The 20,173-nt window shown below is 57.0% G+C and carries 9 protein-coding genes and 1 pseudogene; 4 read left to right on the forward strand and 6 right to left on the reverse strand.

All coding sequences use genetic code 11. The annotated features are described in order from the left end of the window. Positions 1-48: 48 nt before the first annotated feature. From HY282_01635 to HY282_01650, 4 genes and pseudogenes are all read right to left on the reverse strand, one after another. A complete protein-coding gene (locus tag HY282_01635; GenBank protein ID MBI3802449.1) occupies positions 49-2,457 on the reverse strand; it encodes an Ig-like domain-containing protein in 2,409 nt (802 codons plus the stop codon). 233 nt (positions 2,458-2,690) lie between these two features. Next, positions 2,691-3,905: pseudogene (locus HY282_01640) on the reverse strand (cytochrome B6). Positions 3,906-4,564: 659 nt separating this feature from the next. After that, positions 4,565-4,837, reverse strand: coding sequence for a hypothetical protein (locus HY282_01645; GenBank protein ID MBI3802450.1), 273 nt, complete (start codon positions 4,835-4,837; stop codon positions 4,565-4,567). Positions 4,838-4,972: 135 nt separating this feature from the next. Continuing rightward, entirely contained in the window at positions 4,973-8,311 is a 3,339-nt protein-coding gene (locus HY282_01650) for an SBBP repeat-containing protein (GenBank protein MBI3802451.1), read from the reverse strand. 398 nt (positions 8,312-8,709) lie between these two features. Between HY282_01650 and HY282_01655 the strand changes: the two genes are divergently transcribed. Next, complete coding sequence (locus HY282_01655; GenBank protein MBI3802452.1) at positions 8,710-9,855, forward strand: site-2 protease family protein; 1,146 nt, start codon at positions 8,710-8,712, stop codon at positions 9,853-9,855. A gap of 29 nt (positions 9,856-9,884) precedes the next feature. On the opposite strand, the gene hflX is transcribed toward HY282_01655, so the two are convergent. Next, positions 9,885-11,633: a GTPase HflX gene (gene hflX, locus HY282_01660; protein ID MBI3802453.1), complete on the reverse strand. Its 1,749-nt coding sequence runs from the start codon at positions 11,631-11,633 to the stop codon at positions 9,885-9,887. A 124-nt stretch (positions 11,634-11,757) separates the two neighbouring features. On the opposite strand from hflX, the gene HY282_01665 reads away from it, so the two are divergent. The 3 genes from HY282_01665 to HY282_01675 all read left to right on the forward strand — a co-directional run bounded on the left by HY282_01665 (position 11,758) and on the right by HY282_01675 (position 18,644). Next, on the forward strand, positions 11,758-13,149 hold the full coding sequence (locus tag HY282_01665) for an FG-GAP repeat protein (GenBank protein ID MBI3802454.1): 1,392 nt from the start codon (positions 11,758-11,760) through the stop codon (positions 13,147-13,149). A 251-nt stretch (positions 13,150-13,400) separates the two neighbouring features. Next, positions 13,401-17,999 (forward strand): right-handed parallel beta-helix repeat-containing protein, encoded by a 4,599-nt coding sequence (locus HY282_01670; protein MBI3802455.1) that lies wholly within the window; start codon positions 13,401-13,403, stop codon positions 17,997-17,999. A 33-nt stretch (positions 18,000-18,032) separates the two neighbouring features. Continuing rightward, positions 18,033-18,644 (forward strand): porin family protein, encoded by a 612-nt coding sequence (locus tag HY282_01675; protein ID MBI3802456.1) that lies wholly within the window; start codon positions 18,033-18,035, stop codon positions 18,642-18,644. A gap of 379 nt (positions 18,645-19,023) precedes the next feature. Here the strand turns inward: HY282_01675 and purU are convergent, their stop codons facing one another. Next, on the reverse strand, positions 19,024-19,890 hold the full coding sequence (gene purU / locus HY282_01680) for a formyltetrahydrofolate deformylase (protein ID MBI3802457.1): 867 nt from the start codon (positions 19,888-19,890) through the stop codon (positions 19,024-19,026). Positions 19,891-20,173 lie beyond the last annotated feature (283 nt).

Below are 20,173 nucleotides of genomic sequence, written 5' to 3' on the forward strand. Positions count from 1 at the left end.
GGAACGTTCGTCTCGTCCGCGTCAAGACCGACCTGCCTTCTTATCTGCTCATTTGCCGATGACCACACGGTCGAACACCGCGCCGGTTTCATCGATCGCCTTGACCGTGAGGGTATCGGCGGTCATCTCCGCCAAGAGGAAGTGGTGGCGCGAATCGGAATAGGCGGTGAAACTGCTTTTTCCCGCCTTGCTCAAGGTGGCCCCTCCCCCGCCGGTGACGAAATAGGTGATCCGATTGATTGGGACGGTCCGTTCATAGTCATGGGCGTGGCCGCTGAAGACGACATCGACCTGGTATTTTTCGAACGCGGGGAGAAAGTCGTGTAAAACGTTGGGATTGTTGCCGTAGAGACCGCTATTGTATGCCGGATGGTGAAAGTAAACGATCTTCCAGCGGGAGCGGCTCGCCGCCAGCGTTTGATCGAGCCAGGCCTGCTGCACCGGGTCGTTGGAGCGGTTGGAGTCGAGCGCGATGAAGTGGGTGTCGCCCCAGTGGAAGTCGTAATAAAGATTCCCCTGGGGATGAAAGAAGTTTTCTTTAAACGTCGCCCCCCGGTCGGCGACGATGTCGTGGTTTCCGACCACCGGAAAGAACGGAAGATGGGAGATCAGCTTTTTGTAAGGGGCGAAATAGTGCGGATCGAATTCCGATTCATAGCCGCCGGCATAGACGATATCCCCCGGCAGAATGCCAAACGAGATCGGAAGTTTCTCCATGAGAGCGGCGAGGGTCCGCTGAGAGGAAGCGCCTTCTTCGCCGCTGTCGGCAAAAACAACGAAGCTGAACCGATTGCTCTCCGGTCCCGTCGCCGTCCGAAACGTTCCCGTTCCGAGGACTTCATCGTTCGTGCTCACCCGATAGGCATACGTCGTATCCGGCGTTAAATTCGAGAGGGTCACAAAATGTTTGTTCCCCTTTTCCGCCGTGACTTCCCTTTGTTCGGTGAGGTTCGGCGCGACGCCCCATTCAACTTTTCCTGCCGGCGCGCACTCCCAGGCGACGGTGCTGCTGCTCGGCGTCATAAAAGCAATGTAGGGGGCGCGTCTTCGGTCGAGGCAAGCGGTTGATTCCGCCAGAGCATATTGGACCGGAATTTTTCTCGGAATGACTTGGGCCCCCGGTCCGGTGATCGTCACTGTCCCACGATGCAGACCGGCATCCAACTGGGTGGTGGTCGCCGTGGCGGTGAGGGTGGCCGAATCCGATCCCGATGTCGGGGTGAGGTTCAACCAGGGAAGGTCGCTCGTGAGCGACCATTGGATGTTGCTGCCGAACCGTTCCGCGAGGGTCATCTGCAGCGGGGTCGGCGCGGGTCCGCCGGGGGTCGCCATGAAAGTTAAAATCGAGGGGGCGGTGGCGATCAGCGGCGACGGCTTCTCGGTGGTAAAACTCCATCTCTGCTCCGAAGCGAGCGGAACGCCGGCGGCATCCCGAATCCCGACCGCCAACACCGCTTGGTAATGGGTCGCGAGAGCGAGCGGGGAGCGCGGGATGAAATAGACCGAGTTTGTATTCCGATCATAGATCATCGACCCCGGGACCGACGACAAATCGTCGCTCTTTTGTAGAAAAAAGGTCTGTGCGGTGACGGTCGTTGGATCGATCGGATGGTCGAAAGTGGCGGCGATCGGTCCCGTTGCAAATCCGGTCGTGGCGTCGGCCGGCTGCGTGCTCAGCACCCGCGGTCCCGGATCAGCGGCCGTTCCGGTCTGAAAGGTCCAGGCGTCGTTTGCAGCGAGCGCATTCCCCGCGAGATCTTGGACTCCCGTTGTGACGGTTGCCGTATAGGGGGTCTGCGGTTTTAGCGCGGACGACGGGGTCAGGCGCGCAGTTTTGCCGTCGACTTGGAGGGTCGCCGAAAGGGGCTGCCCCTCCGCTTGCAGGACGATCGTCTCAGCGGTGACCGTGGCCGGATTGATCTCTTTTGAAAAGGTCACGCTGACGATGCTGTTGAGTGGGACGTTCACGGCACCCGATGCCGGAGCGGTCTCTGAAACGGTCGGTCGTGTTGTGTCGGGGGGAGCGACCGTCTCGAATGTCCATGAGACCTCCGTCTGAAGGGGGGTTCCCTCCAGATCTTTCGCGCCGGTCAGAAGGGTGACATTATACGTGGCGCTCGCCCCCCACGGCGTGGCGGGGGTAAACGTCACCGTTTTCCCTTCGACCTGGATCGCGCCGGCAATCCGATTTCCGCCCGTTTGGACGACGAGGGTGTCGGCCGTCAGGGTGGCGGGGTTCATCTCTTCGGAGAAAGTCATCCGGAGCGGACTGTTTAACGGAACATTGGTTGTTTCGGGGAGAGGAGAGATCGAAACAACGGCCGGGGGCGAGGGATCGGAACTAGGAGGGGAGCTTCCGCCTGAGCCGCAGCCACTGATGTTCAGAATCAGAAAAATGGCTATTAAAATACTGAGCCCCTTCTGATTCTGAATTTTTTTTATTCCTCTATCCGTCATACCTGGAGATCCGTTAATCTCGTTATTTACGCCGTCTGAGAAGCTGAGGTTGAGTGAAGCCTCACCATGTGGAAGCTCGCTTACGCTCGGATATAAAAGCAAAAAAAATGCCACCCGGTTGCGGCGGCAAACCGAATGGGTCTCAACCTTTCGACCGGCATTCGGGTGAGCATGCCTGAGAGTAAGACCCTTCCGCCTTGGCTAACCGACCCGAGGCGGAAGGGTCGCTTTTTCTACAGCGCCCTCATAAATGCGACGAGGTCTTTCTTCTCCTCGGGATTCAGCTTCAGTTCCAACACCAGGTTAAAGAACTCGACGGTGTCCTCCAGCGTCAAGAGCCTTCCGTCATGAAAATAGGGGGGCGAGTCTTTGACGCCGCGGAGGGCGAAGGCTTTGATCGGTCCGTCGGCTTCGGCCCCGAACCGCTCTAACCTCAGATCGTGCATGTTGTGGTCGGTATAGGCGGGCGGCTGGTGGCACTCGACGCAGCGGCCTTTTCCGAAGAAGAGCGCTTCTCCCCGGACCTCTTGCTCGGTTGCTTTTCGCTTGTCGAGCCGTCCGACCGGATCGAGCTTCGGCGCGGGTGGGAAGTCGATCATGTTCTGCATCTGCGCCATGTGCGGGATGACAAACCGATCGAGGACGTTCGCCCCTTTTTTGACCGCCCGGATTTGATCGCCGTTGAAGTAGGCGGTCCGTTGCTCAAATTCGGTGAAATCTTCAACCGATCGGAGGCTCCGCTTCGATCCATGGATCTGCTGGGCGAACATTCCGCGGAGGCTCACCGTATCGAGCCGCAGCCGGTCTTTTTGCGGCCGGGTGTCGGGGTTCAGATGAAATTGGGCGGTCGTGTGAAAGTTCACATGACAGTCGAGGCAGGCGATCCCGGGGCTCGGCCGGTCCGATTTCCGGTCGGCCGTCTGGTTAAATTCTTCCTGGGGGAACGGCGTGACCAGCAGCCGCAGCCCATCGAGCTGCACCGGGGTGACGAGGCCGCGGAAGAGCCGGTCAAAATTATCGAGGCTCACCACCTCCCCTTGGGAGACATCTCCCAATTCCGGGTGGGTGGTCAGAAAGATCGCGGGGGGAAACTCCGGGAGGAAGCATTCGGGAAGATCAAAGTCGACGTCAAAGCGCTGCAGCCGGGGGAACTCGTCGATCTGGACCTGGGGGAAGACCTGGCCGCCGACCTCCTGCTTCACATGCGGCAGCCGATGAAAGCCGGCCGGGAACACCTTTTTTTCTTTGATCTCCTCCGGCGCCATCTGTCCAAGCTTCTCCCAAGTCATCCCCCCTGCCAAGCGGACCGTCGGGCCGACCGGCTGCGGCTTTCCCTTCGACATGATGATTCCTGGGGCATTTTTACAATCCATCAGATACCGATCGTTCAGAAGTTTTTTCTGCCGGTCCATTACTTTCGGTTTGTCGGCGATGTCTTTCGCCTTCACCTTCTGTGAGATTTCCTGCGCGTCTTGGCCCGGCGGCGCGCCCAAGATGTCATAATAGAAATCGACCCCGTCCATCCCTTTTTTCTTCGTCTCCTCAATGGCGGGATTCACCGGCGGCGGCTCTTTTTTTCCCTTCGGTTTCTCTTTCTGCGTTAGCTCGTCTGCCGGTTTTACTTTGGAGGCTTTGTCTTCTTGCTTGGGCGGCTTGTCTTCCGCCACGCTTTTCAGAATCGGGGAGGCGGCCCAAACGCCGGCCGCGACTGCAAAAACCGGAACCATCCAGAACAGAGACCTCTTTTTTTCCATTATCCACCTTCCTCATCTGCGTTGGTATTGTTGTTTTAATGGAGAGAAAAACCAGGGGCCTGGTGATGAACAAGACTCGCGCCCTTTGAGAAGAGCTTCGAAATCGCCATTGCTCGACGGCCGCACCGGTTAAGATCATCAGGGATCGATTGGCTAAAAGCATTCTTCACAAGAATAGGGGCCAGCCGCAAGCTCTTCAGGCGTATTATCGCATTTAGGCCGAAGGGGGATCTGTTGGGACGCTGACAATAGAATTCACTTAGGGGTATTGCGTTTCAATTTCTTCCAAAGAAGGCAGAACCAAGCGGTGCCTAAAAGGCTGATCAAAATGGGATCGAACGCTCCCTTCCGGTTCATGGCGCATCCGCCACCCCCGTCATGGACCCCTTCGTCTCCACCGATCTGAGGGCTCCCTTCCGGTTGTTGGCGCTCCCATGATCGGCGGCAGCGTTCCCAAACGGATCAAACGCCACACCGGCATCAAAATTATCAAACCAAACCGTATGAAATGCCGAAGCGGCGGCGCGAATCCCTGCAAAATCGCCCGAACCCAGGGAGGCGTCGGAGGCGGTGAACGCCGGTGAAGTCTCATTGCCGAAGATGGCCGCCAGCGAGGTCCCTTTCACGATTAGGCGAAGTCGATAATAGGTGTCGAGCTGAATCGACCGCCCGGCAATGCCGATCCGAGTAGTGGCGCCGTTGACCGTTTTGAAGAGGGCGATGTTCTGAGAAATGAATCGCGATTGTTTGTTAGGTCATCTTTACTGTGCCACTGTTAGATCGAAATTATTAAAGAAGGTGGTATCTGCGGCCGAGGCGAACGCACGGATGCCTGCGAAGCTGCCGGAGGTTAGAGAGGAATCAGTCACAGAGATCGCTGCGGCACTCTCATTGCCGAAGAAAGCCATCAAGCGATTTCTTTTTTCGATCAGCCGCAATCGATAATAGGTATTAAACTTCAAGGGCCGGCTGACGAGACCCAGACGCGTGGTGGTGCCGTTGACCACTTTAAAGAGCGCGATATTCTGGGCGCCGGCATCGAGTCTGAGCAGATAGTAATTATTCGCATCCGACCAACGCCCCATCAGGCCACAGGCATTCCCAGCAGCCGTCACCTTGCAGTCGACAGCGATCTCTTGATCCGGTCCCACCGAGGTGAGATAGCGCGCTGCCTTCGGCTGTCCGCCGCCACTGACATTGCGTAGCTCCCCTTCGAAGACCTCCAGATCCGGCAGATATTCATTCCAACTCGCTCCCAAGCTCGTCGAGTTCGTACGATTGAAGGTATCGGCCAAAGGGGTGGTGACATCGAAGTTCTCAAAGACCGTGGCATAGACAGAGGAAGCGTACGAGCGGATGCCGGCAAGGTTGCCGGAGGGAAGCGAGGTGTCGCTGACTGAGATGGCCGGAGTGCTCTCGTTGGCGAAGTAGGCCGACACACTGGCCCCTCGGACGACGAGTCGAATCCGATAGAAGGTGTTAAAGGCGAGGGGACGGGTCGAGATTCCCAGCCGGGTGGTCGTTCCATTCACCGTCTTATACAGTGCGATGTTCTGAGCACCGACGTCGAGGCGGGCGCGATAGAAGTTGCTCTCGGAAGACCAACGGGCCATCACCCCGCAGGAACTGCCTGCTTCAGTGAGCTTGCAATCTGCAGAAACGGCCTGATCAGGACCGAAGACTCGTGCATAGACGGCCGCCTTGTTGGCCGCGGTCGTGTTTCGGACGGTATTATTAAAGATCTCCAAGTTACCCAGATACTCGTTCCAGTTGGAGCCGAGGGTGGTCGAGTTTGCGCGATTGAAGCCGTCGGAATAAGAGTGCGTGACGGCGATCTTGCTGACGAATGCGTCGGAGCCGTCTTGATAGGAAGGTTGAATAACGCCCGGCGTGGTTGGGAAGGTGTTCGAAGAAGTGCCTCCGGTCACATACATATTGCCGAAGGAATCGCCCGCGATGCCTTGTCCGTTCGTAAAGCCTGTCCGGCCGGTGAGATAAGTCGAATAAATGAGCGCACTTCCTGCCGGATTAAACGCAGTAACGAAGGCATTAAAAGTACAATCATTGGAGTCTTGGCAGCCCCCTCCTGAGGCTTGAATCGGGAATGCGGTTGGGAAGTTCTCAGACCGGGTCAAGCCGGTAATATAGGCATGACCAGACGCGTCGACCGCGATTCCATGGCCCTCGTCCGACCGGATCCCACCCAGATAGGTAGAATAGATTAGCGCCGATCCGGCTGCATTGAGCTTCGTAACGAAGGCATCAGAACTGGAATCACTTCCCCCCTTTGTGGTCTGGAATGCTCCTGCAGTCACGGGGAAGTTGACCGAGGTGGTCTGGCCGGTCAGATAGGCCTGATTTGAGGAATCCAGGGCGATGCCACGGCCTTCTTCTAAAAGGGCTCCTCCTAAATAGGTGCTATAAACAAATGCACTCCCATTCATATTTAATTTTGTGATAAAAGCATCGGGACAGGGAGCCGGTATGAATTTTTCAGAGCTTCGGCTACAGGAGCCGCCACCCGAAGCGGGCTGTATCGCATTCGCGGTAGGGAAGTCTATAGAGTCGGTCCAGCCGGTGACATAAGCATTTCCGGAAGGGTCTACTGCAATGCCATTTCCGGATTCTCTTCCGGTGCCGCCTAAGAACGTCGAGTAGACCAGGGCGGATCCGGTGGAATTGATCTTTGCCACAAAGGCATCCCGACAGGGGTGATCGCCATCTGAGAGTTGTTCCGGACCGCAGTTCCCTCCTGCAAAAGAGCGCTGGATCGGATTGGCTGTCGGAAAATTACCTGACCGGGTTGTCCCTGCGATATAGGCACTGCCGCCGGCATCCACAGCAATGGCAGCGCCCTGATCATCGTCGGTACCACCGAGATAAGTCGAGTAGACGAGCTGATTACCGGGGGGGTTGATCTTAGTGATGAAAGCATCAAAACAGGGAGAGTGGACCCCATGCGCACCGCAACCCCCGGTGGCCCACGCCGGCTGGATGGCGTTGGCCACCGGATAATTTCTAGAATTGGTTCGTCCTATGATATAAGCATTTCCTAATCCATCCACCGCAATGCCAGATGCTTCGTCGTAACCATCCCCCTCATCCAGATTGGGATCCTCTATGGTCCCTCCCAGGTAAGTCGAATAAATGATTGCGGTCCCCGCAGGATTCAGTTTTGTCACAAATACGTTCGACGCATCGGAGGAAGGAGCGACGGTCTGAAAAGATCCTGCGGTGGTGGGAAAGTCCGATGAAATAGTTGTTCCTGTAATATACGCATTGCCCGATCTATCAACTGCAATCGCAGTTCCGCCATCAAAAGAACTTCCACCCAAATAGGTCGAATAGCCGAGGACCGGGTCGATAATCAGCGGTCGGGTGCGGTCATATGCCGTGACCTGAAAGCCGACCTTCTCCTTTCCTTTCAGGAGATAGCCACCTGGGATGATTTGTCTCTTGCCGGCGTTGTCTTGATAGATAATTGGTTTTTGCAGTTGGGTCATCTTCCCTTGAACCGAGAGAACCAAATTACCTTGATCATCGATCTCTATCCGCTCTGCCCCCTTAAACTGAAGTTCAATCTTTCTTGGGTCGGCTTTGGGAGCGATGACAAAGTCATATTCCAATTGCCGCTGATTGCCGTAGTAGACCAGATCAATCCCCGGATAGACATTTTGGTATTTCACCTTTTGGTAGGTCGAAATATCAGTCTGCCACTTTTTCGGGTCATTCCCAATCAAGTAGTTCTGTTTTCCCGGAAGCGATTCTTCTCCTAAAATGGCCGGTGCTCGATTGGCCCCGGAGAGTCCCATGGCCAACACCAAGGGGGGAAGGAGAGGGTTCTTTCCCGCTCGACTGTCGACCTTCCTCTGAATCGTCAGCACCGCTTCGGTAGCAGTCAAAAAGAGGGTGTACCCTTGTCCTCGGGAGAGAAATTTCACGTGGGCGTCGGTTTGTCCTTGGTTCTCTTCAAAGCTTAAAGGAAGCTGTCCGTAGGCCGTCTGAATCTTCTCGGTTTGACTTTGTGGTTCGGGTAGCGCGGCATAGAGGGGCATGGAGAGCCCCAGGAGCAGGGCAAGGACGATCAATTGCGATTTCATGGGGGGCTCCTATGTGGGGGTTCATAAAGGATGCTCGGAGGGGATAAATGGAATAGATAATAATACCCCTATGGTAGAGTCTTGGCTGAGAATGAGTCAATTCATCCAGGTGGATATTATCCTTAAGGCGTACAGCTCAGCTTGAGCCTGATTGAAAAAACTTGAATACGTCGGATCGTTATCAAACGCGTGTGCTGTCGTCCTCGAAGGAAAACTCATCCAGGCGGATTACTCCTTCCGTCTCAATATAGACAGCGCGAATCGAAACACGTTATTCTTAATTAAGAAAAAGTTTCTGAAATTCATTTGATTTTCCATTGTCTTCTATTGAGTTTGGGCGGAGATCGTTTTCAGAGTCTACTTGTGGTTGAGGTCGCTAACGGGCCTGAGGAGAGGGTATGTTCGGCAGAAAATTGAAGTTGTTTCGGGTGTTCGGGTTTTCGGTTCATGTCGATGTGAGCTGGATTGTGATTGCGCTGATGGTCACCTGGTCGTTGGCGGAGGGTTTCTTCCCGTTCGAATATCGGACCCTCTCCGCTCAAACCTATTGGATCATGGGGGTCGCCGGGGCGCTGGGACTCTTTGGATCGGTTGTCTTCCACGAGCTGAGCCACTCGTTGGTGGCGCGCCGGTATGGGCTTCAGATGCGGGGGATCACCCTCTTTATCTTCGGCGGGGTGGCCGAGATGGATGAAGAGCCGGCGAGCCCCAAGGTGGAGTTTCTGATGGCGCTCGCGGGGCCGCTCTCAAGCCTCCTCTTGTCGGGTCTCTTCTACGGTGTCTACGTCTTCGGCCAAAGAAGCGGGTGGGGAGCGCCGATCTATGGCGTCTTCGGCTACCTCGGTGTGATCAATGCCATCTTGGCGGGGTTCAACCTCGTCCCTGCGTTTCCGCTCGACGGCGGCCGGGTCCTTCGGTCGATCTTATGGGGATGGCGGAAAGACCTTCTCTGGGGCACCCGCATCTCTGCGGCGATCGGCTCGGGATTCGGGATCTTTCTGGTGCTGTATGGGGTTGCCAGCATTTTGCAGGGAAATTTCATCGGTGGGGTCTGGCAATTCCTGATTGGGATTTTTGTCCGGGATGCGGCGAAGTCGGCCTATCAGCAGCTCCTCACGCGCCAAGTGCTGGAAGGGGAGTCGGTCCGTCGGTTCATGCAGCCCAACCCGGTGACGGTCAACCCGTCGGTGACGCTGTCTCAGCTGGTCGACGGATATATTTACCAGCACCAGCACAAGATGTTTCCGGTGGTGAACGGAAGCGAGCTGGTCGGCTGCGTGGAGTTGAATCAGGTGAAGGAGATTCCGCGGAACGAGTGGCCGAGGCGGACGGTGGGAGAGATTGCGAAGCCCTGCTCTTTCGACCAGGCGATCTCGCCCGATGCCGACGCGGTGACGGCGCTGGCGAAGATGAATCAAAGCCACACCAGCCGGCTCCTGGTAATGGACCGGGGGCGGCTCATCGGCACCCTCTCGCTGCGGGATCTGGTTCGATTTCTCTCCCTGAAAGAAGAATTGGAAAAAGACGGCCGCGCCGCGGCGTAGGGATCACATCGAATCGTAGTCTGAAGGGGTTACGCTTCGGGGCTCGTCGCACGATAGGTCGACGGCGCGGGGGGCCGTCCTCTTCCTTCGTGCCGCTCGTCCCAAAGGCGGGTTTCGATCGCCGCCAAGAGCGATCCGAGGCTCTCCGGGTCGAGCGCCGAGATCGCGATCGCGTCGTACCGCTGAGAGAGATTGTGGACCATCTCCGGATCGACCCGGTCCCGCTTATTGAAGATCAGCAGTTGCGGGGTCTTCTCCAGCTCCAACTCATTCAAAATCTTATTGACTGTCTGGATGTGCTGCTCGAAATGGAGGTTGCTGACATCGACCACATGGAGCAACAGGTGGGCGTCGCGCAGCTCGTCGAGGGTCGATCGGAAGGCGCCGAGAAGGTCGGGGGGAAGTGACTGGATAAATCCGACCGTGTCGGTGATGATCACCTCCCGCTCGCGCGGAAAGCGAAGCCGACGCGTCGAGGTGTCGAGAGTGGCGAAGAGAAGGTTTTCGGTCTGGACGTCACTTTTCGTCAGCGCATTGAGCAAGGTCGACTTTCCCGCATTGGTATAGCCGACGATCGAGAGGATCGGGATCTGTTGGCTGACCCGCCGCACCCGCCGGCGCCCCCGCGCCTCGGCAAGCGATTCGAGCTCGCGCTCCAGCCGGCCGATCCGATCGCGCGTCCGGCGGCGGTCGACCTCCAACCGGGTTTCCCCCGGCCCCCTTCCGCCGATCCCTCCGGTCAGCCGCGACAGCGCGGTGCTCCGCTCGGCCAGCCGCGGCAGCCGATACCGAAGCTGCGCCAGCTCCACCTGCACTTTGGCCTCCCGGGTTTGCGCCCGCTGGGCGAAGATGTCGAGAATCAGCTGCGTCCGATCGAGCACCTTCATCTCGGTCATCTCGCCGATCGCCTTCACCTGAAGGGGGGTGAGGTTTTGATCAAAGATCAACAGGTCGGCCCGCTGCTGAAGCGCCCGCATCACGACCTCTTTTAATTTCCCTTGGCCCAACAGATATTTCGGATGGAAGGTTTTCGGACGCTGATAAATCCGGTCGATCGGAACGAGCCGGGCCGAGCGGGCGAGCTCCGCCAGCTCATCCATTGAGGCCTCCTGATCGATCCGCGGCGTGGTCGAAACACTGACCAAAATCGCCTTCTCCTTCCGGCCGTCGACGGCGAGGGTCCGCTCCCCGGAGTCAAACTCCGCCTCCAGCGCGGCCAGGAATGATTTGAGCGGCAGGCTCAGCTGATGAATGGAGACGGGGGGGTGGATCTCATAGATTTTGCCGTCGGGGTTTTGCGGAAGGAGATGGGCGAGGTAGACCGTTCCGGGGAGGCCTTCTTGAATCACTCCGACGGCGGCGACGAGATCGAGCCGCAGCAGCGCCAAGTCGGTCAGATCATCTTCGGTCAGCGCTTCATTTTTCAGATGGGTGTGGACGAGCCGGATCCCGCGCAGCCCCCGTCGGCTGACGCGCAGCTCGGTGAGATCGGGGATGAGGATCTCCCGCTCATTCCCGACGAGAACGGAGTAGATCTCTCCTTCCCGTCCGACCAGGATGCCGATTTGGCGTCCAATCTCAAATGAGAGGGTGGTCATCAACCGGGCGATTTCCGGTGTGATGACCTGGTCTGATTTAATCTTGCGACGGCCGATCTGCTCCAGCCGTTTGATCTGCTGCGGTTTTAAACCGCTCGTGCTTCCATAAAGATTCGTCTTCTCTTCCTCCTGTCGGTTCGGCTCTGTTCGAGTGCCTCGGCCTTGCTTTAATATTAGCATTTTTCTTTTTTGAAAGCGATTGGTATAATGGCCCGTTTCAATCCAAGGAGCGTGCGGTGTGACCCGGCCGAGCAAAAAAAGCAGAAAAATAAAAAGCAGAAAAATAATATTGATGAGAGGGGGTGTGGCGGCCTTTCTATTGGCCCTATTCTCGGCCCTCTCCGGCTGCAGTTTGGGGAAGACGGGCCCCGAGCCGCTTCCGCTCCCGCCGGTGGAGTTGATCTGGAGCACCACCGGGGAGAATGCGGTCTTCTCCCACTTCGGCTCGGCGCTGGCGACCGGCGACGTCAATGGCGACGGCTTTCCCGATCTGTTGGTGGCCGCCAATGCCTATAATACCGGCCGGGCCGACGCCGGAAAGGTTTATCTCTACCTTGGAACCGCAAAAGGGCTCTCCGACACACCGGCGTGGAGCAGCAGCGGAGAGAACCTGGAGGGGGCTTATTTCGGCGCGTCGATCGCGCTGGTCGATCTCAACGGAGATCAATTCGCCGATGCGGTGATCGGCGCGAGCAACTATCGGGCAGGTGAGAAGGGGGCGTTCACCGGACGGGTCTATGTTTATCTGGGGGGGCCGGCCGGGCTGGCGAATCAGCCGGCTTGGACCTCCTCGGGCGACGGTCAGGGAGGGGCGTTTTTCGGCACCTCGGTGGCGGGGGCGGGGGATGTGAACGGGGACGGCTACAACGACCTCTTGATTGGGGCGAGCGGCTTCAACGAAAAGGAGCGATCGGTCGGAAAGGCCTACCTTTATATGGGGGGTCCGAAAGGACCGTCGGACAAGCCGGCCTGGACCTCGTTGGGAGACCATGCCGCCGGATCGGGCTATGGCCTGAAGGTCGCCTCGGCGGGGGACATGAATCAAGACGGCTATGCCGATATTCTGGTGGCGGCCCCCCGGCTGCTGGGAAAGGTCTTCCTCTATCTTGGCTCGTCGCGGGGGCCGTCCGAGTTTCCGGTCTGGATGTCGTCGGGAGAAAACCAAGGGGGAGCCGCCTTCGGCTTGACGATGACGACGCTCGATGCCAACGGCGATCGTTTCCGCGACCTGGCGGTCGGCGCTTATTTTCAAGACACCCCGGGTCATACCGATGCGGGAAAGGCCTTTCTCTTTCCGGGATCGGCCTTCGGCCTGTCGAAAAAGTTCAATTGGAGCGCTTCGGGAGAGGATTTGATCGACGCCAAATATGGCACCTCGGTGACGGCGCTCGGGGATATCAACCGGGACGGCTATGAAGATCTTCTCATCGGCTCCAAGCAGAAGGAGAATAATCGGGTCCAGTCGGGCAAAGTCTCCCTATACCTCGGCGGGCCGCGCGGGCTTGCAACGGCCCCCGCCTGGACGAACGCCGGAGAAAACCAAGAGCGGGCGCTCTTCGGCGACGCAGCGGCTTCCCTTGTCTCGAAAACCTTCACCGGGTTTGTCGTTGCTGCCCCGACTTACTCCGCCGGCGCGATGGAGCAGATCGGAAAGCTTTACCTTTACCGCGTCGGACCCTCCAAATCCGCTCGATAATATCCCTCTTTAATATCCCTCTTTTGTAAAGATTCCAAAAGAGTGAGTGGGCCCCATTACTGAACGGAATTGCATACTGTTGGCAATCTTTCACAAACAGGCAGAATAATTGCACATCTACGGCACAGCCTCAGCTTCCTAAGACATTGAAAAATTTATATAAGGAACATTCGGTGGGGATCTTTATGGGCCCTTTGAAGTCGGGGTCCCCCTCTTGCATTCCTTACCTGTCCGGAATGGAGCGATATAACTTGGGGATAGGGAGAAGACTGTCAAAAGAGGGGATCCTTCTGTTTTTGATCCTCCTCTTTCCGGATCTGCTGTGGGCTGCGACCATTACCTCTCAGCAGTCGGGCCTCTGGTCCTCCGCCGCCACCTGGAGCGGCGGCGTTCTCCCGTCCGATGGGGACGACGTGGTGATTGCAAACGGCCATACGGTGGAGATTGATCAGGACATCGGTGCTGCTTCGGGCCTCCGAATGCTTCGGGTCGGAACCCAAAACGGGTCGACGGCGCGCCTTCTCTTTACCGGGCAGAGCCGGCCGGTCGGGACGGCGACCACGATCCGGTTTGCCAGCAGCGGCAAGGCGCGGGGGAGCAGTGCGTTTGGGATCCATTTTTTCGGAAGCGTCGATCTCGAGGGAGCGGCCGACCATCCCTTTATCATCGAGCCGGTGGTGCAGGACGGCTCCGCGATGACCTTCATCGAAAAAGATCCGGGAAGCAGCCATGTCGATCTGATCCTTCGCGGGGTGACCCTCCGATGGGCCGGCGATGAGAACAGCGCGGCGGTCGATGTCACCGGCACCGGCACCGGCCCCAGCCGATCGACGGAGCGGGCGGTCTTGGAAGGAAACCGATTCGAGCAGTCGGGGACGATTCAGCTGTTTAATGCCAATGGAAGCCAAGGGGCTGCCGTGATCTCCGTCAGCCGCAATACGGCCGTCGCCCATCGGGGCTCGTTCGTTCAGTTTCGGGCGGCGAGTAATCTGACGATCGATCGAAATCAGATCACGCTGGCGGCGTTCCCGAAGGGGTCGCCGGGGCAAGCGGCGATCGATAGCATCCTCGGACCCGGCTCCGGCATCCGGATTGAGGGAAATACGATTCTTACCTCGATCAGCGGAGATCCGACTCCGCCTCAGCGCGTTTTTGGGATTTGGCTGATGGGATTTTCAGATTCAGTTATCCAGGGGAATACTATTTCAGCAGAGTCGGTTGCCTATGGTTTTGAGGAGGCGATTGCTGTCTTTGGAAACCCGGCAGAACCGGCGAAGACAAGCAATATTCTGGTAGCGGGGAATGTTATTTCAAAAACAATCCATGGTATTGCGGTGCACATGCCCAGCCCGGGCAGCCCTGGAATTGTGATTACGGGAAATCAAGTTTTCAACAATCGAAATGAGCATATTTTTATATCCGAAGGGAGCCAAATCCAGATTACCAACAACGTGCTATATGGAACGCTCAACGCAGGCCAGGCGGGGATCTTACTCTATGTGACCGATCAGGTCCAAATCATCAATAACACCTTGGATGGTACTCCTGCAGTCTCCACCGCCGGGATTGCTATTGGGAATCCCCCGAGAACTTCCACCAATGTGGTCATCAAAAACAATATGATTACCCGCTGGAGCAAGGGAATGCAGAATCGGGATAGCGGGAACACCTTTCAAGAGGTCGGCTACAACCTTTTTTTCCAGAATGTGACGAATATTGAAGATCTGGCGGCCAATCCCAACAACCGGATTCCGAGCACCCGGACGGGGGATGTCTTCAGCGATCCGAAATATGTGAATCTCGCTGCGAGCGATTATCACCTCCAGGCCGGCTCTGCAGCGATTGACAAAGGAACCGCTTCAGGCGCGCCGACCACCGATTTCGACGGGGCGCCGCGGCCGTCGGGGGCCGGTTTTGACATCGGCGCCGATGAATACAGCGGGGCTCCCGTCCCCGATCTCGCCGTGACGGTCGATGATGCGCCCGATCCGGCGAGCGTCGGCGCGCCGGTCGTTTATACCATCAAGGTGAAGAATCAGGGCGCCGGCGCGGCGAGCGGGGTGGCGCTTACCTTTATCTTCCCAGCCGAGATCAATGTCAGCAGTGTTTCCGGAACCCAGGGAACGTGCGACAAAAACACCGGCTGTCAGCTCGGCGCGCTTGCAAGCCTGGCGCAAGCCACCGTCACGGTCCAATGGACGGCGCAGAAGGTCGGGTCGATTCAAAGCACCGTTCAGGTCTCAGCGCAGGAAACCGATCCGATCGCTGCCAACAATCAGGCGGCCGTGACGACCCTGATTTCTCCCCGGAGGGCCGATCTTCAGGTCGCCGTTACGAAGGGGGCCGATCCGATCTTGGTCGGGACCGATGTCGTTTACACGGCATCGGTCACCAATCACGGCCCGGAGACCGCCGGCGGCGTCGTCTTTACAGATCAACCTCCGGCAGGCGCGACCTTCGTCAAGGTGACAGCGGCTCCGGGGAGCTGTCAATCGGCGTCGGGAATTTCTTGTGACCTGGGAGATCTGGCCAGCGGGGCGACGGCGACGGTTTCGATCACCCTTCAATATCCAAAGGCCGGCACCTTTGCGAACACCGTCTCGGTGACCGGAGCGGTGGACGACTCCGATTTAACCAACAACAGCGCCACCGATCAAACGACCGTGACGGTGCCGGGAGATCCCGGCCCCGGCGTGAACCCCGGCCCGGCCGGGGGTCCCGGACCGGATGGCGGAACACCCTCCTCGGGCTCGTCCCATTCCGGGTTCGGTTGCGGACAAGTGGAGAACACCTCCGAAAAACGGAAATTCAATCAATCGCATCTCGGCGATCTTCTCCTGCTCTTCTGGCCCCTTTTCTATTTCCTCTTCAGGAGAGGTCGGCGGATTTCTTTTACGGCGGCGACCGCCCTCCTGGTCCTTGCCTTTATCGCAACGGAGTCGGGCGCGGCCACGATCACCTCTGGCAGCTCCGGTCCTTGGTCCTCTCCTTCAACCTGGATCGGTGGGAAAGTGCCGGGGGATGGCGATGAGGTGACGATTGATGAGGGGCACAATGTCTTGATCGATCAAGACATCGGCACCCCCGGCCGGGGATTGCTGATGCTCCATGTCGGCAAGCAGGACGGATCGACCGCGATTTTAAGATATGATGGAAGCGTCGCCCCGCGGGGTTATCAGATCCTTTTTGCCAGCACCGGTAAGACGGAAGGGGTCGATGCCTTCGGAATCCGGTTCTGGGGGAAGGTCGATCTTCAGGGGGCCGATTCAAAGCCGCTGACGCTGCTGCCGCAGGTGCAAAATGGCCAGGCATTTACCTTTATCCGAAGAGAAGGGTCGAACAACCATGTCGATCTCACCCTCCGTCGGCTGACCCTCCGCTTTTTGGGAGATGGCGACAATGCCGGAATTGATGTGTCCGATACGAACAGCAGCGGGGAACGGATCGTCATCAGCGACAATCGATTTGAAAACTCGGGGTATATCCAACTGGCAAGAACGGATGGAACCGCGGCGACGATCTCCCTTTCCCGAAATGTGGCGGTCGCTCACAAAGGGCCGTTTGTCATGTTCGGTGCGGCCCGACAGATTGTGATCAGTCAGAATCAGGTGACGCTTGCCTCCTTTGGAACCACCGGCGAAGCGGTCATCGACGGCGTCGGATACAAAGACACGCCGGTCGGATCGGGAATTCGGGTTGAGGGAAATATTCTGGTGACCCCGATCAGTGGAGATCCGACCCCTCCTAAGCGCATCTTTGGCATTTGGCTCGACCGGTTTACGAATTCAGCGGTTCGGGGAAATAAAATTTCGGCCCAGACGGTCCCTTATGGCTTTGAGGAGGGGATCGCGGTCAATGGCGGCCCGGGTGAGGCGACCGGTGTTCAGATAGAGGGGAACGTTATCTCCAATACCATCCATGGGATTGCGATCCATGCACTCGGCAATCCCGGCATTGTGGTCACCCGAAACCGAGTTTTCGATAGTCGGAATGAACATATCTTTGTTTCACACGGCACCCAAATTAAAATAACGAATAACATTCTCTATGGAACCCTTCACTCCGGCCAGGCGGGGATCTTGCTCTATAAGTCGGATCAAGTTCAAATCGTCAACAATACACTTGACGGCGATCTCAGTGTGTCGCTCGCCGGGATTGCAATCGGCAATCCGCCGGCGGGAGACAGGACCTCCACCCATGTCACCATCGTGAATAATCTCTTGACCAACTGGAACAAGGGAATTTCGAACCGGGACAGCCAAAACACCTTCGATGAGGTCGGTCACAATCTCTTTTTCCAAAATACAAAAGATATTGAAGAGCTGGCGACCGATCCGAGTTTTCAGATTCCGAGCAACCGCGTCGGCGATGTCTCGGCCGATCCGAAGTATGTCAACATCGCGGTGCGCGACTATCATATTCACACCGATTCCGCCGCCGTCGACAAAGCGACTGCCGTGAACGCACCGGCGGTTGATTTCGACGGCCAGGCCCGACCCTTTGGCGGCGGGTTCGACATCGGCGCCGATGAAGCCTCCAGCGCCTCGATTCCCGCCCCGTGCGACAGTACCGGCTGCAGCAGTGTAGGAGGAGATGGCGGAAGTGGAGGCGGGACCGGCACGACCCCGCCGGCTTCTTCTGCCGCCGACAGCAAGTCGGGGGGCTTCGGTTGCGGCGCGGTTCAATCACGCAGCGAGCAGCGGGTTGTCTATCACTTTCGTTTTGCAGACTTAGGAGATCTTCTTTTTCTTGGGGTGCCGTTCTTTTACCATTTTTTACGAAGAAGGGGGAAGGATCACAATAGCAGCAGACACGGGGAGTTCATTCGGGGAGGCCATGTGGCCAATTGAATCTGAACCGTGGGGGAGAAAAGGAAACAAAGAATGAAAAAAACGAACCTCTTCTTTTGGATAGCGATCGTTTTATTCATGCCGCAACTCGGTTGGGCGGAGGACGAAGGAACGATTAAAAACACGTTCGGAATCGGTCCCCGGGCCGGTTATTATAAAAGCAGAGATGCCGACAACGGTGCCTGGTATGGCGGTGTTCAGGCGCGGCTTCGTCTCGGATCGATCTTCGGAATCGAGGCGGCGGCCGATTACAGATCGAAGGAAACCTTTAAAGTCTCCGAGCCGGGGCTTGAGGGAAACATTCGCCAGCATTCTTATCCGCTGACGGCATCAGCCCTCATTTTCCTGCCGATCCTGCCGCACTTTTCACCCTACTTGGTCGGGGGGGGAGGTTGGTACTTTACGAAAATCGATTACTCGCCGAGCCTTGAGTCGCTCGGATTCCGCGACAAAACCACCCACATCTTCGGCTGGCATGTCGGCGGTGGCTTGGAGCTTCCGATCACTGCGAACGTGGCGTTAAACGCCGACATCCGATATATTTTTCTCGATAACAAGTTCGGCGAGACCGGAAGCACCAGTCTGAGCAGAAACAGCAAAGACGACGGATGGGTCGGCACCGGGGCGGTGATGTTCTACTTCTAAAACCGCTGCCGATCTATCGTATAAAAATATAAAGGCATAAAGTAAGGGCCGGCGCTTTCATCCAGCAGATCTCCTTCGGATGAAAGGCCGGCCTTTTTTATTTGGATCGGATCGCCTGGGTTAACTTCGCTTGATGACGGCGAAGACACCCCAGACAATCAAGACAAGGAGAATAATATTGAGGAGCATGCCAAAAATCACTGTAAGCTCCTTTCGTTGGAGGGGTCCAATCAGCCGATTTTAGACCGCCGCCGCGTCACTTTGCAAGCCGATTTTTAATGGACGGAAAAGTGAAGAGATTGCGAAGGAGAAACGAAGAATCAGAACGGAGGCTGTGCAGAGTGGAGGGTTCCCCCTCGCGTCCTCTCCCCCCGCGCGGTTAAGAAAAAACAATGGTCTTGTTCCCATGCACCAACACCCGATCATCGACATGCCACCCGACCGCCCGCGCCAAAACGGTCCGCTCTACGTAACGGCCGATACGCCGGAGATCGTCCACCTCCTGCCGATGATCGACCCGATGAACATCCTGTTCGATGATCGGCCCCGCATCGAGCTCCGCGGTGACATAATGGGCGGTGGCGCCGATGAGCTTCACCCCCCGCTCATAGGCGCGCGCATAGGGATCGGCCCCGACGAAGGCGGGGAGGAAGCTGTGATGAATGTTGATGATCCGGTTTGGATAATGCTTTACGAAATCGGCGCTGATGATCTGCATGTATCGGGCAAGGACCACCAGATCGATCTTTCCCTCCATCAGCGCGATCTGTTTTGCCTCCGCCTCCTCTTTTCTGTTTTTCTCGACCGGAATGTGATGAAACGGAATTCCCCAGGTTGCGACGGTCCGCTCCAACTCGGAATGGTTCGAGATCACCATCGCAATCTCCGCCCTTAAATCGCCCGCGCGGCGATGCCAAAGCAGCTCAAAAAGTGTGTGCTCCGCCTTTGAAACAAAAATGGCAAGCCGCTTGATCCGACCCGCATAGGCCAGACGCCATTCCATGTTGAACGAAGCGGCCACCGGCGCGAACGCCCGTTCCAAGGCGGCCCCCCGCTGCTCCAAATCGGGAAATCGGAATTCGACCCGCATGAAGAAGGTTCCGCCGGTCGGATCGGTCGAGTGCTGGTCCGAATCGATGATATTGGCCCCCTGCTCAAAGAGAAAACGGGAGACCGCCGCCACGATTCCGGGGCGATCGGGACAGGAGATCAACAGCCTGCCGATCTCTTGATAGCCACGACTGATCGGCGGCCAGAAAAAATTTTGGGACGGAGCGGGGCCGATCGGATCAGGTTGAGTAGGAATGAGCGCCTCCTAAAATATAGATCTCCTCGGAGGAGAACCCTCCGTTTGGACTAAACAGAAAAAAGATATCAGAAAAATAGGTTCAGCGCTATCGGGAAGGGATGAAAAATAGGTCGATCTGAAAATCACAACCGACGGTCGGTCCCCAGGCCGATGTCTGAACCTGAGAAAACCGACCGATCTTTTAAAAACGTGATGATCGATACAGACCTTCATTTTTTGA

The organism is Candidatus Manganitrophaceae bacterium (assembly GCA_016200325.1).
In the GTDB taxonomy this organism is placed as follows: domain Bacteria; phylum Nitrospirota; class Nitrospiria; order SBBL01; family Manganitrophaceae; genus Manganitrophus.